Source organism: Desulfobacterales bacterium, assembly GCA_034003325.1.
In the GTDB taxonomy this organism is placed as follows: Bacteria; Desulfobacterota; Desulfobacteria; order Desulfobacterales; family JAFDDL01; genus JAVEYW01.
In genome coordinates this window covers 184,376-198,120 of record JAVEYW010000003.1, presented here as the reverse complement: position 1 = coordinate 198,120, position 13,745 = coordinate 184,376, and the positions used below count along the sequence as shown (strand labels likewise).

General features: G+C 49.5%; 10 protein-coding genes. 4 read left to right on the top strand and 6 right to left on the bottom strand.

The features are described from left to right. Positions 1–141: 141 nt before the first annotated feature. Positions 142–2,292 carry an alpha/beta fold hydrolase gene (locus RBT11_04515; GenBank protein MDX9786009.1) on the top strand — a complete coding sequence of 717 codons (2,151 nt, stop codon included), beginning with the start codon at positions 142–144 and terminating at the stop codon, positions 2,290–2,292. Positions 2,293–2,301: 9 nt separating this feature from the next. Here RBT11_04515 and RBT11_04510 read toward each other — a convergent pair whose 3' ends face one another. From RBT11_04510 to RBT11_04500, 3 genes are all read right to left on the bottom strand, one after another. Further along, a complete protein-coding gene (locus RBT11_04510; protein ID MDX9786008.1) occupies positions 2,302–3,003 on the bottom strand; it encodes an AAA family ATPase in 702 nt (233 codons plus the stop codon). Positions 3,004–3,147: 144 nt separating this feature from the next. Further along, the gene (fusA, locus tag RBT11_04505) at positions 3,148–5,232 is read right to left on the bottom strand and encodes an elongation factor G (GenBank protein MDX9786007.1); all 2,085 of its coding nucleotides are present in this window, start codon (positions 5,230–5,232) and stop codon (positions 3,148–3,150) included. Positions 5,233–5,610: 378 nt separating this feature from the next. Next, positions 5,611–6,051, bottom strand: coding sequence for an NUDIX hydrolase (locus RBT11_04500; GenBank protein ID MDX9786006.1), 441 nt, complete (start codon positions 6,049–6,051; stop codon positions 5,611–5,613). Positions 6,052–6,215: 164 nt separating this feature from the next. Between RBT11_04500 and RBT11_04495 the strand changes: the two genes are divergently transcribed. Beyond that, positions 6,216–8,123 (top strand): GNAT family N-acetyltransferase, encoded by a 1,908-nt coding sequence (locus RBT11_04495; GenBank protein ID MDX9786005.1) that lies wholly within the window; start codon positions 6,216–6,218, stop codon positions 8,121–8,123. Between the two features lie 19 nt (positions 8,124–8,142). After that, the gene (gene rsmG / locus RBT11_04490) at positions 8,143–8,847 is read left to right on the top strand and encodes a 16S rRNA (guanine(527)-N(7))-methyltransferase RsmG (protein MDX9786004.1); all 705 of its coding nucleotides are present in this window, start codon (positions 8,143–8,145) and stop codon (positions 8,845–8,847) included. A gap of 18 nt (positions 8,848–8,865) precedes the next feature. Here the strand turns inward: rsmG and RBT11_04485 are convergent, their stop codons facing one another. The 3 genes from RBT11_04485 to RBT11_04475 form a co-directional block, all read right to left on the bottom strand. Further along, a complete protein-coding gene (locus RBT11_04485) occupies positions 8,866–10,437 on the bottom strand; it encodes a multiheme c-type cytochrome (GenBank protein ID MDX9786003.1) in 1,572 nt (523 codons plus the stop codon). Between the two features lie 216 nt (positions 10,438–10,653). Next, positions 10,654–11,166 (bottom strand): metallophosphoesterase family protein, encoded by a 513-nt coding sequence (locus RBT11_04480; GenBank protein MDX9786002.1) that lies wholly within the window; start codon positions 11,164–11,166, stop codon positions 10,654–10,656. A gap of 119 nt (positions 11,167–11,285) precedes the next feature. Beyond that, positions 11,286–13,013, bottom strand: coding sequence for a YgiQ family radical SAM protein (locus tag RBT11_04475; GenBank protein ID MDX9786001.1), 1,728 nt, complete (start codon positions 13,011–13,013; stop codon positions 11,286–11,288). Positions 13,014–13,156: 143 nt separating this feature from the next. Between RBT11_04475 and RBT11_04470 the strand changes: the two genes are divergently transcribed. Then, complete coding sequence (locus RBT11_04470) at positions 13,157–13,744, top strand: tetratricopeptide repeat protein (GenBank protein ID MDX9786000.1); 588 nt, start codon at positions 13,157–13,159, stop codon at positions 13,742–13,744. Position 13,745: the final 1 nt, after the last annotated feature.

Here is a 13,745-nt window from a genome sequence, read left to right as displayed (position 1 = left end):
TCCGAAAATTACTTTATTTTTATCTTAAAGGATTGTAAATTAAATCCAATCTTCTTATATGTCAACATCTTCATTCCGCCGCATGTCGCAGGGTGTTTTGGTAAAGACCTTGAAACGGATCAAACGGTTGCCAGCATCACTATGAATAGATTTGCCTATCGCACTACCGGTCTTGCCATAAAAGCAATCTACAATCTTTCCAAAGCCGATCTTGTTATCCACGGCCGAGAAAACATACCGGAAAATAGGCCCATCATTTTTGTGATCAATCATTTCACCCGAATCGAAACCTTCCTGATGCCGTATTATATTTTCAAACTGACAAACCGGGCCGTCTGGTCTCTTGCCGATGCCGGATTGTTCGGCGGCGCGTTCGGGGATTTTCTTAAAAGTGTTGGGGCCGTATCCACGAAAGACCCGCAACGAGATCAGTTGATCGTTAAGACCTTGCTCACGGGGGAAGCCCACTGGATTATTTTTCCCGAAGGCCGAATGGTCAAAAATAAAAAAATAGTGGAAAAGGGTCGTTATATTGTGTCCTACGCCGGAGGCAAACGCCCGCCACATACCGGCGCGGCCACGCTTGCGCTGCGGACGGAGTTTTACCGTCAACGCCTTTTTTCGCTTCAACAACAGGATTTGGCCGAAGCAGACAGATTACTTGGGGAGTTTCACATTTCTTCCATCGATCAAATACAACATGGGTCGACCTGCATTGTTCCAGTTAACATTACGTATTACCCCGTGCGGGCCAAAGAAAATATTTTAAGCAAGCTGGCCGTTAATCTTGCCGGAAAAGATATTCCGGAGCGAGTCGTGGAAGAAATTATGACCGAGGGCGCCATGCTCCTTTCAGGGGTTGATATCGATATTCGCTTTGCGCCGGCGATTGAGATCAGCCCATTCATGCACAGCAAGGTCACTAAAAAGGATATCAACCAAAAAGCTTCCTTCGGGTTTGACTCGCCGATCGCTTCCAGAAAACGAATGCGGCGAGATGCGCTAAAGATTATGAAACGCTATATGGATGCCATTTATAGCATGACCACGGTCAACTCGGATCATCTGTTTGCGGGCATGCTTCGGCAACTGCCGTTTCGCAAAACGACCGAAGCGAATCTGAGACGACGCGTATTTCTGTTGGCTTCCGACCTGTCGGATCATGCTTCTATTTGTTTGCATCGCACACTAAGTGAAGATCAGTTGCATTTGATTACAGATGACCGGTATCACCGGTTTCGGGATTTTATGTCCGTCGCGACCGAAAAAGGGGTGGTGTTGAATCGGGACGGGTTGCTATGGCGTGATACGCAAAAACTATCCTTTCCCTTTGATTTCCATCGGGTTAGAATCGATAACCCTATGGCTGTAATGGCCAATTCCATAGAGCCGATGTGGGGGCTGCAAAAAAAAATACGTCATATTGCATGGTTGCCCGAGTATTTTTTGCGACGCAGGATTATAACCAGTCTGCTTAAAAAGGAACTGGATGGGTTTGAAAAGGATTATGCCGCGTTTTTCATTGCGGGGGAATCAAAAGACAAGAATGTCGGCCGGCCTTTTCTGCTGCGTGGAAAATCTCGAAAAACCGGCGTATTGCTGATACACGGGTATATGGCAGCCCCCGCGGAAGTCAGGGGGTTGGCGCACTATCTTAAAAAAAGAGGATACTGTGTCTATGCGCCTAGACTCAAGGGCCATGGCACTTCACCCGAAGATCTTGCTCAACGCAATTTCAAGGATTGGATCCGAAATGCCGATGTCGGCTACGCGATCATTCAAAATATGTGCCGTCGCGTCGTTGTCGGCGGCTTTTCAACGGGTGCCGGCTTGGCGCTGAATTTGGCGGCGAGAATGCCGGATATTCAAAGTGCGTTTGCGGTCTGCCCGCCGATGCGGTTACAGGATTTTTCGTCCAAATTCGCCCCGGCCGTGGATACATGGAACCGGTTGATGAAAAAAATTCAAATGAATGGTGGGCAAAAAATATTTGTGCCGAACCATTCGGAAAATCCACATATCAACTATCGGCGAAATCCCATTTCGGGTGTTAGAGAACTGGAACGTCTGATGTATTCATTGGCGCCGAAGTTGCCCGAAATCAAATGCCGAACACTGGTTGTGCAGGCGGATCAGGATCCGGTGGTGGACCCTCGTGGTTCTCGACGACTCTTCGAGCAACTCGGCGCAACGAATAAAACCTACAGCCTTCTCAATTTCTCACGCCACGGTATTCTCATGGGGGACGGATCTGAAAGGGTTTATGAGGTTATTTTAAATTTTATCGGCTAATAAAATCAGCTAGTTGCCGTCCTGAATCAGCATGGTTACGGGATCCAGCAACAAATGCGTATTCGATTCGGGGACGGCGTTGCCCTTTACGGCGCAAATGTGAATTTGTGATGTTTCAGGTCTCATTCGAAGAATGGTTTCAAAGAGATCTGCCACCGCGGATATTCGCATGGGCAGGCCGTTGGGGGCATCTTCTTCATGCCGATGGGTCCGGCCGGTAAACCACATGGGAAAATTCATTGCTTTTGCCAAATCTTTGAGCGCTGCAAGGGTTGGACGGGTGGAGTCATCCAAAGGAAGGCCGTCCACAATCACCATGTCCGGCGAAAAAATATTTTGAGACATCAGGTCGGTCAGGCGTTCCCCCAGTTTTGGCGCACTAAATCCTTCTACCTGAAAGGTCATGATCAACCGATTCGGGAGAAGGCTATCCCATATCTCGTTCATTTGAAGCAGGTCGTACTGGCCGGCAATATTGCGAAACACCTCATCGTACCACAGTGTCACCTTGTTGACCGGGTCGTTTAAACTGATATGAAGCACTCGTTTTTCATTCAGAAGGCTGTTGAGTGCCAACTGGATCAATAGAGCGGTTTTCCCGACACCGGCCCTGGCCAATACCGCACCGAACTCGCCTGAATTCAGAAGGTTTTTTTCGCCATAACCTAGTAATCTTAATGGGTTGCGAAGAAGCAGGTCTTTCTTCAACATGTAAAAATTCCTCTCTCTAAGGGAAATCAGGCACTGGGAATGTTTCGTAAAAACCTTTCCCGGCCGGTTTTTGTCTAACTCGCAATGGGGTTGAATCAGCAACGCTTTGATCTCTTTACAGGTAAGGCTCGACGGTCTCAATGGTTAAGCCACATGTTTCTTTTCTTGCGCCTTTTTTGCCAGCTCTTCGGCGATTTGCCGGGGTACTTGTTTATAAGCGTAAAATTCCATCGTAAACTGCGCCTGGCCCTGAGTCATGGAGCGAAGCGCTGTTGCGTATCCGAACATTTCCGACAAAGGCACCTGTGATTCGATGGTGCACATGGGGCCTTCATCCTGTGCGCCCACAATCATGCCGCGGCGTTGATTCAAAGAACCCATTACACTGCCTTGAAAATCAGAAGGGGTTTCCACCACCACCTTCATCACCGGCTCATGGATCACGGCCCCCGCATTGGCGTAGGCCTGAAGAAAACCGCCTCGGGCTGCCGCCTGAAAGGCCATGTCCGATGAGTCCACGGAATGGGATGCCCCATCATTGAGTACGACGCGAACGCCGGTAACCGGAAACTCCATTTTCGGCCCTTTGACCATGCACAGGCGAAACCCTTTCTCACAGGCCGGAATATAATTTGTCGGAATGGAACCGCCCGTTACCTGGTTATCAAACTCAAACACCTCGTCTATAATCGGCTCGATGTAACCGGCCACTCGGCCGTATTGACCTGACCCGCCGGTTTGTTTCTTATGAATATAGTTAAATTCCGCTTTGCGGGTGATGGTTTCCCGGTAAGCCACTTGAGGCGCACCGGTAGTCACTTCGGCATTGTATTCTCGCCGCATTCTTTCGACATACACTTCAAGGTGCAACTCCCCCATGCCTTGTATGATCGTCTCGTTGGTCTCTTCATTGAAAGAGGTTCGAAAGGTGGGGTCCTCTTTAGAAAACCGGTTTAGGGCCTTTGACATATTAATCTGTGCCTTGTTATTGATGGGAATAATGGCAAGGGAGATAACAGGTTCCGGTACGAACATGGAGGTCATGGTCAGGTTCATGCCGGGTGAGACAAACGTGTCTCCCGAAGCGCAGTCAATTCCAAAAAGAGCGCCGATGGAGCCAGCGGGAATCTCCTCAATGTCCTCCATTTGGTCCGCGTGCATTTTGGCAACACGACCTACCTTCACCTTTTTGCCGGTTCGCACATTGAGCATGGTGGTCCCCTTTGAAAGGACCCCCTGATAGACACGAATATAGGTAAGCTGGCCGTAAGTGCCGTCCTCCAACTTGAATGCCAACGCCACCAGGGGATCTTCCGGCCGGCCGGTCAAAATGACCGGCGCTTCCCCCTTGTCCATATCCAGCGCTTCATTTTCGACATCAAGCGGGCAGGGGAGTAATTCGGTGACCGCGTTCAATAACGGCTGAACGCCTTTGTTTTTGTAGGCGGAACCCATAAAAACAGGGGTCAATTTTCGAGCGATGGTACCTTTTCGGACGGCTTCGATCAGAAGCGATTCGGGGATATCCTTCTCTTCAAGAACCCTTTCCATTAATTCGTCTGAAAACATCGTGGCAGCATCGATCAATTTTTCCCGCCGGGCCTGTGCCTCGGCCAGAAGCGCTTCGGGAATGTCCTCCAAGCGAAGGGTTTCCCCGTTGCTGCCGTCGAAAAAGACGGCTTTCATCGCAACCAGATCAACAATTCCTTCCAGATCCGCTTCCAAGCCGATAGGCATCTGCATTGCGACGGCGTTGTGGCCCAGTTTATCCTTAAGTTGTTCAATGACGCGAAACGGGTTGGCACCATTCCGATCGCATTTATTGATAAAGGCGATGCACGGCACCCGGTACCGTTTCATTTGCTGATCCACGGTGATGGATTGGGACTGGACCCCGCCAACCGCACAGAGAACAAGAATGGCGCCATCCAGCACGCGCAAGGAGCGCTCCACCTCGATCGTGAAATCCACATGACCGGGGGTGTCGATAATATTAATGTCGTGACCCTGCCATTCGCAGAATGTCGCGGCGGAAGCGATGGTGATTCCTCGTTCCTTTTCAAGTTCCATGGAATCCATGGTGGCGCCGACACCGTCTTTTCCCTTGACATCGTGAATCGCATAAATCCTGTTGGTATAAAAAAGAATGCGTTCCGTCAGGGTGGTTTTCCCAGAGTCAATATGTGCGCTGATGCCGATGTTTCTAACTTTTTGAATTTCGTTTTTCATTGTGCCGTTCCTTTTTTCATAACCATTGTGCACTTCGGATTAAGCGGAAGTGTGCTGCATGCGAAAAGGGTCCCTAAAATATAAAATCCCCAAGTTTCGACCTGCGGGGTCGATTGGGGATCGAGCCGACAAATTGACGGATAACAAGAAAGCTTCCAGAAAGGCGGAGTCGTGCCTTTTCAGGAAGCCCTTTTAAAAACGCGGAAGAATCTACGATTCAGACGAGTCCCTCACAAGCCGGGGCACTGTAGAGGTTCGGTGACGCTTTGTCAATAAAAACATAAAAACATTTAAAAAAAAGTCGAAATTTTTACAACCTACTGTGTCCTCAAAAGAAAAATAACATCGAATTGGCCCCGGCAGGAAGGATGGTCGTGTTCAGTGATGCTGAAAAATGACGGATTTCTTTTCACCACCCTTGTATCGAAAATAATCCGATAAAATCCGGGCATGGTCAAAAGCCAGATTTTTAGGCAGATCCGTTTCGTTGAAAATGCGCGCCGCCCCGGCGTCATCCCCTGCACAGGGAGTTCCCGCAGCCGATGCGATAAACACCATCGTGACCGAATGATGGCGCGGATCACGATTCGGCGCTGAATAGGCATGAAACTGTTCCGGCCAGCCGATATCCAATCCGGTCTCTTCCTTGGCTTCACGGATTGCCGCAGTTTCAAGTGCTTCCCCATAATCGACAAATCCACCGGGTAACGCCCAGCCGAAGGGTGGATTATTTCGGCGGATAAGGACGATACCGCTTGGGATCTCAATAATAATATCAACTGTGAGAAGCGGATTTCTATGGGATAAACTATTTGGCATTTGAAACCACCTGATGTATATATAATAGATTTTGAGCAAGCCTCTCATAAACGAGATAATGATCAATTAATACGTTTTCGGTCAATTTAAAAGGAATAATCAAGGCAACGCATATGACAACACATTCCAACGGCACTGCCACAAAAGAAAGTTACGAATGGACGATGGACAACTGCCGTAGCAAGCTGGTGGATATTCACACGGCCATCTCCAAGATACGCAGGGGCAGCCGGGTATTTATCGGCACCGGATGCGGGGAGCCTCAGGCCCTTATTAAGGCCATGATTGCGGATGTGCGCTTACAGGATATCATGCTGTATCAAATGATGTCCTTTACTTTATCCCAATATATTGACGACGAATCTTTTCGAAGGCGGTTTTTGTTGAAACTTTTTTTCATCAGCACGCCCATGCGAAGGGCCGCGTTTGAAGGCAGAATTGATTATATTCCGGCCTATCTTTCTCAAATTCCGGAACTTTTTAGAAGTCACCGCATCGGGTTGGACGTCGCATTGATTCAGGTCTGTCCGCCGGACCGATTCGGCTATTGCAGTCTCGGGGTTTCCGTGGATATCACCCGTGCCGGCATGGAAAATGCGAGTCTCGTCATCGCACAGGTGAATCCTAAGATGCCGAAAATATGGGGGGACAGTTTCGTCCATATGGATGATATTGACGTGATGGTATGGCATGAAGAGCCGCTTGTGGAGGCGCCGCCCGGCAATACGGATAATGAGGTCTTCAGAAGAATCGGCCATTACGTTTCCCAGTTGGTGGACGACGGTGCCACCATTCAAATCGGGTTCGGTAGCTTGCCGTACGCGATGCTGCAACACCTCGAAGGGAAAAAAGATCTCGGCGTTCACACGCAGCTGGTTACGGATGCGTTGATGAATCTGATAGAGAAAAAGGTGGTGACCAACAGAAAAAAAACCTTATTGCCCGGTCGGGTGGTCGCATCCCTTTGCATGGGCTCACAAAAACTTTATGATTACGTGAATGACAATCCCATCTTTTATTTCAAATCCTCCGAATTTGTAAACGACCCCACGGAAATCGCCCGAAATGACAACCTGATTTCCATCAGTTCCGCCCTTGAAGTCGATCTTACCGGACAGGTTTGTACGGATTCGCTTGGATATCTCTTTTTCAGTGGTATCGGTGATCAGGTTGATTTTATCAGGGGCAGCGCCATGTCCAAAGGTGGTTTTTCGATCATTGCCCTGCCTTCCACGGCTCGAAACAATTCGATATCAAGAATTGTTTCGCATCTGAGCGAAGGGGCAGGGGTCGCCACCACCCGCGGCGATGTCAACTTTGTTATCACCGAATATGGCATTGCGGAACTTCAGGGTAAGGGGATTTATCAGCGGGTGATGGAGCTTGCGCAAATCGCGCACCCGAAATTCAGGGCGGCACTGATCGATTTTGCCCGTAAACGGCACTACATTTTTGCGGATCAACTGCCACCGGCCCAAGAAGACCTGCTGTTTCTGGAGGGCTATAAAAGTGTGGAAAAATGCAAAAACGGCAAGATGCTCGAATATCGGCCCTTGCTGCCTTCAGACGAGTTCGCCTATCGAAATTTCTTCTATTCGCTTCAGGAAAAAACAATTTATTACCGATTTTTTTACCGAATGAAGCTTTTCTCGCACGAGGTCATTCAGCAGCAATATGCCAGCGTGGATTACCGAAAAAGCATGTCGATGATCGCTTTACGTCAGAAAGGAGGACACAAGGAAATCGTCGGTATCGGCTCTTATGCGCCGGCTGAAGAGAATCTTGCTGAAGTTGCATTTGTTGTCCGGGAGGATCACCAGGGGCTTGGCATTGCCTCCATCCTTTTGGAAAAGCTTGAAGATATTGCACAGGAAAACGAGTACACCGGGTTTGTAGCGACGGTGTTGCGAGAAAATCAGGCCATGATTCAAGTATTCAAAAAGAGATATCCAAATGCCGTTATCACCATGGGCGGCGGTGGTGAAGTCTCCATATTGATGAATTTTATGGAATCAAAAAAGCCGGCAGGCGTCCCTACCCCCGATGCGCCGTCCGATACAAAATCGGAATAATCGGGGGATGGGCTGAAGAATGGAATTGGGGGATGCGGCCTGGAACTGCTTGATTCGGGATGGCGGCGAACGCCTGGGCGTTCAGGTTTCCGATGCGCAACTGGCGTTATTGGCAGCACACGCAACCGAACTTTTGCGATGGAACCGCAAAACCAATTTAACCGCCATTACGAATCCTGAAGAAATCGCCGTTAAACACGTACTTGATGCTTTTGCCGCCTTACCGGTTTTGCCGTTACATGCAGCCCTGCTGGACATCGGCTCCGGCGGCGGATATCCGGGCTTGGTATTGAAAATAATGCGGCCCGAACTTACCGTTTTATTGATTGACAGTATCAGAAAAAAGGTGAGCTTTCTTTCCCATGTCATTCGAATGCTGGGGGTGTCGAATATTGCCGCTCTTTACACGCGAGCCGAAACCCTGGCCAATGATTCCCGCGATAAGCCGGCCTTTAATGTGATCGTTTGTCGCGCCTTATGCGAGCTTTCCGCTTTTGTTTCGATGTCGCTGCCGCTTTTGGCGCCTGGCGGAAAGCTCATCGCCTATAAAGGTCGGTTTTCAGAGACCCAAGCGGAGCTGGCCCGACTCGCCCCATTCTTTGAACACGCCAATCCTGATATGCTGCTTATGGACGATCAGCGCCTTGCCCTTTCATTGGAAACCTATCAACTGCCATTCATTGACTCGGAAAGAACCCTCGCCATATTTCAACGACGGGACTAATCCGGCAAAGCAGGAAGCTTATTGGACGGCATCATGCCATGCGGACGAAGGCTGACGATTCCCGGATAGCCCCCACCGGCGACACATGGTTGCCAGATTGCGTAATTCTGTCCTGTTCTGATGCCAATCATGCATTTCTTTTATGGCGCTGGAAAGCTGGTAATATCCGTTTGCAAAAACGCTGTAGTCCCCGCCGCCGCCCATGGCCGCCGAAAAACGAATGGTGTTGGCATAGAACAACCATATGTCGCTCCACTTCGTTTCGATGAACTCATCAAAGGGGCTGCCGCCGTTTTCGGGCCCCTTGGCCAAAGAATCGTTCCAGATGCTTTTCATGATTCGGGTTGCGGTTTGGGTGGCGCGGTTTGTTTGCTCAATCGCGTTTTCAAGCCGCTCCCAATGGCCATTGACCCAGGAGGCATCATGGCAGGAAAGGCAAATGCGTTGAAGGGCATCCCTTCGCTGATTCTGAATGGTTTTATCGATGAGCGCTTCGGAAACGTTTTCTCCGTCAAGGCTTGTCGGCAATTGAAGGCCTTCTTGATTTCGAATTTTAAATGTATCCGGATCAATCGGGTGAGGGTGCGCATAGATGAGTCCGAATAACCGCCAGGGCAGCCGATCGTTCATACGATGAGAGCGTTGGGCGATGGGTTCGCCATCCGTATTGGCCAGCAAGCTAATATGACAAGCCGCACAAGTCGGAGCCGTGAAATCTTTGCCGACAGTCCAAGGCGTGGTCGTAAAATCCCATCCTTTTTCATGGGATGCGAAAATATTGCCATGTTTGCTGGCCGCATACACCTTGTAAGCGGGCACATCCGGCCCTGTATGGCATTGCTTGCAGGTGTAAGGCTTTCGCGCCATCTCCATGGAAAAGCGATGGCGAGTATGGCAAGGTGTGCAGGCCCCCTTGCTTTCATCGGGATTAATCCGGCCCACTCCCTGATTGGGCCAGCCGGTCATGACCGGGAACGTCTGTTCTCCGGCATCCGTTTCTCTGGTTTCAAGGCCGGTCACCTCGATTTTGGTGCCGTGGCAATAGTAGCAGGTTTCAGCCTTTGTTCGTTCATCGGGGTTCGAAAATTCAAGCGAACCGCCGCCGACCTTAGGAGAACCGGTCATTGATTTTTCCAGCATCTCGTAGGTATCGTTTGACGCCAGAATGTGATGGGCATGGGCCATGAGATTTTCCGAATATTCCATGGCTTCGGTTGTATGGCAGAGCGCACAATCCAGTGGTGTTACCACGACGTGAAGCTGATACCCATTGTGCTCAAAGGTGTCTTTATGGCTCTTTTCATTCAATCCATGGCATTCCGCGCAACCTACCGCATGGGATGTATATTCTTCCGGAATCTTGTCCGAAGAAATTTTCCTTGAAAGCCCGTCCACTTTCATTGCTTCCGACGGTGTGGTTTGCGCATGCCGGCTTTTTTCCCAATCCGCCACGATGCCCGGATGGAATACGGCGTGACAATCCAGACACTCCTGGGTTGCCTCGCTCACGGGGGGAGCACCGGCTGCGGCGACGGTGTAACAGGTTAAAAAAAGGACAAAACTCAAAACAGCAGCCGTCTGGTGTTTCATCAGGACCTCCATGTCAGAATATTAGACCCTCTATCAAAAACATACACGTTTTTTGCGTGTATGTTCACTGAAGGTGAAAGATGGCTTTTATGCCTCTCGGCATCCCAGCCTTCCAGCATCCGGCTTTGCCGGATTAGGATTAACGGTTCGGCAATGATGGCAATAAAAACTTTTGGTCAAAAGAGGCCTCGTTGCCGGTTGATGTTTGTTCATGCGTTACCCGATGCCGTTATCACAGTTCAAAGATTCCAGGTCAACATGCCGTATGATGAATTGTTCTTCCTCAAACTCGATAATGGCCATGGAAATCGGCAAGCCGGACCGTTTCGGGCCGGCACTTCCCGGATTGAGAAGGGTCGTCGGACCGCTACGGGTAATATTGGGCCGGTGGGTATGGCCGGTAATCACCAGGTTAAAATCTTGTTCGTGACGGGTGCCGTAATAACGCAGTATATCGTGCAATACAAGCACACTGAGCGTGCCTATTCGAATGCTTTCGGTTTCGGGAAGGCTGAGCCCGAATCCACCTTGATCCATGTTTCCACGAACCGCGATGACGGGTGCGATTTCCCTGAGTGCGCTCATGACGTTCGGAGAGTCGATATCTCCGGCATGAATGATGAGCTGAACGTCCTGTAAGGTTCGAGCCGCTTCGGGGCGCAACCTGCCATGGGTGTCCGAAATAACACCGACACGATAGGCCGATTGATTCAAATCAATAACGATCAAAAGCCGCTGTCCTCCTTATGGTCTTTTGCCGGTTTGCGTTGTGTTTAAGCAGGCAACCGGACAAGACGGGAATATAAAACGAATATGCTGTTGAATCATAGTCGGACTTAAACGGGATTTCAACCGGATGTTTTAGTTTTTCGGACATGATGCGGTGTGTTTCGTTTCGCCAGAACGGTTTTTTTCTGAATTTCCTTTTTTCTTTTGTCCTTTTCTACGAAAACCGGCTCTCGGTCAAACGGGTTCATTTCGGTCCAATACATGAGGCTCGAATAGGTGGACGGGGTCGGGGTGAAAATTTGAATTTGCTCGGGGGTGATATGCAGTTGATGGCGCGCAAATTCATTTAGCCGTTGCATGTTCCCTATTGTGCATCCGGGGTGAGCGGCCATCAAATAATAAGTAAGAAACTGCCTTTTTCCCATCTCTCCGGATAATTGGTCAAACAGCTGTTTAAAGGAAATCAATTTCGATATATCGCATTTACCCATATAGTTTAAAATGTGTGCGACACAATGTTCAGGTGCCACTTTAAGTTGTCCGGACGTATGGTGGTGAATTATTTGTCTCAAATAATCAAGCCCGTCGGATGAATCCGTGAGAAGGAGGTCATAGCGAATTCCGGAGCGAACAAACGCCCGTTTGATGCCTTTTATTCGCCGGATATCTTCAAGAAGCGCCATCTGAGGCCGGTGATTTATCAGCAATTGGTCACATCGGGTCGGGAAGAGACAACGCTTGTCCGTGCATGCCCCGTGGCGAAGTTTTTTTTTGCATTCATAGCCGTACATATTGGCCGTGGGGCCGCCGACATCCTGAATATAGCCTTTAAAATCAGCGTGCTGGACCATTCTTTGCGCTTCCGCCAAAATAGAGGCCCGGCTTCGGCTGATAACGGTTCTACCTTGATGAACGCCGATGGCGCAGAAATTACACTCGCCATAGCATCCGCGATGCGTGGTAATTGAAAATTTGATCGTGTCCAATGCCGCAACAGCGCCGAACAGTTGATAATAGGGATGGTGGTCATGCTCGAAGTCCATTTCGTAAATGGCGTCAAGTTCTTTTTCGGTTAAGTGCGGCGCCGGTGGATTTTGAACTAAAAAGCGCGTGTCCTGACGTTGTGTCAGCCCGATGGCGCTGATGGGGTCATTATTTTGATAAAAGGAGGTAAACATGTCGATAAAGGCGATCTTGTCAATCGCAACACGTTGAAAATCCGGCAATTCAAGATAACCGTCCGGTCGCTCATGAGAAATGAAGCAGAGGCCCGGCAATTGTCTGTGGTCTTTCCCTTGTTTCAGCGTTTCGGCCAACCTCAGTATGGTATGGTCGGCCATGCCGTAAAGAAGAAGATCCGCCTTGGCGTCAAAAAGAATTGACCTTCGAATTTGATCGGACCAATAATCATAGTGTGCAATCCGTCTTAAGCTGGCCTCGATGCCGCCCAGCACAATGGGGACAGTTGCCTTGTAATATCGACGAATGAGGTTGGTATAGGCAATGACCGCCCGATCCGGCCGACGGTTGTTGACCCGGCCCGGCGTGTAGTCGTCCTTTTTTCGCTTTTTCCCGGTGGGGGTATAATTGGCAACCATGGAATCGATGCAGCCGCCGGTAACGCCCCAAAACAGCAACGGCTCACCCAAGCGTTTGATATCTTGATCTGAATTAATGTCCGGCTGTGCGATGATGCCAACGCGATAACCGGCATGCATCAGTAGTTTGCCGATGACCGAAACCCCCACGTACGGACTATCGATATAGCTGTCTCCGGTCACCAGCACCACATCCGCCTGCCGCCATCCAAGTTGCTGCATCTCTTTTTGTGTTGTCGGTAAAAACATATTTTCTGCTCTCAAATTCATGATTATGGTTGTCAAGGATAACATGAAACAATGGGAAAAGACATGGTTATGGACAAGCCCGAAAAAGTATTATATGTGGGGGCACGTATAACCAATGTTGCATTCTTTTAAGGGAGTCCGTCATGAAAGACAAAACACTTCAGACGCAAATCGGCGTTAAAAAAGAAACGACCCTACTGTTCGTTTTTATTGCGCTGGGAATCGGCTTTATCGGCGGCGTTGTATTCAGCGCTTTCAAGCTTGATTCCACTACCAATCTTATGGGTGTGATACCTGCCGACCCCCATGATCATGCAGCGGATTCTCATATTGCGGCCCTTGAAGAAACTGTGGCAAAGGAACCGAACAATGCGGCGGCGTGGATTGAACTCGGGAATCTGTTTTTTGACGCCCAGCAGGTCGAAAAGGCAATTCATGCGTATGAGACGGCCGTGAAAATTCAGCCGGAGAATGCAGACGTATGGACGGATCTCGGGGTGATGTACCGCAGAAAAGGAGACGCCAAGCAAGCGCTTGCCGCCTTTAATAAGGCACAGGCCTTGGACCCGCGGCATGAAATTTCTCTCTTTAATGCCGGTGTGGTGCTAATGCATGACCTGCATCAACCGCAAGAGGCCAAAGCCGTATGGGAAAAACTGATTCAGGTGAATCCGGCCGCCAAAACCCCCAGCGGCCAATCGGTCAGAGAATTGGTTGAAAAAATAAAGTGAT

Bases quoted from the DNA above. Each gene is read 5' to 3' on its own strand.
- fusA (MDX9786007.1), bottom strand. From the start codon at position 5,232: ATGAAAAACGAAATTCAAAAAGTTAGAAACATCGGCATCAGCGCACAT.
- RBT11_04485 (MDX9786003.1), bottom strand. From the start codon at position 10,437: ATGAAACACCAGACGGCTGCTGTTTTGAGTTTTGTCCTTTTTTTAACC.
- rsmG (MDX9786004.1), top strand. From the start codon at position 8,143: ATGGAATTGGGGGATGCGGCCTGGAACTGCTTGATTCGGGATGGCGGC.
- RBT11_04515 (MDX9786009.1), top strand. From the start codon at position 142: ATGAATAGATTTGCCTATCGCACTACCGGTCTTGCCATAAAAGCAATC.
- RBT11_04500 (MDX9786006.1), bottom strand. From the start codon at position 6,051: ATGCCAAATAGTTTATCCCATAGAAATCCGCTTCTCACAGTTGATATT.
- RBT11_04495 (MDX9786005.1), top strand. From the start codon at position 6,216: ATGGACAACTGCCGTAGCAAGCTGGTGGATATTCACACGGCCATCTCC.
- RBT11_04470 (MDX9786000.1), top strand. From the start codon at position 13,157: ATGAAAGACAAAACACTTCAGACGCAAATCGGCGTTAAAAAAGAAACG.
- RBT11_04510 (MDX9786008.1), bottom strand. From the start codon at position 3,003: ATGTTGAAGAAAGACCTGCTTCTTCGCAACCCATTAAGATTACTAGGT.
- RBT11_04475 (MDX9786001.1), bottom strand. From the start codon at position 13,013: ATGTTTTTACCGACAACACAAAAAGAGATGCAGCAACTTGGATGGCGG.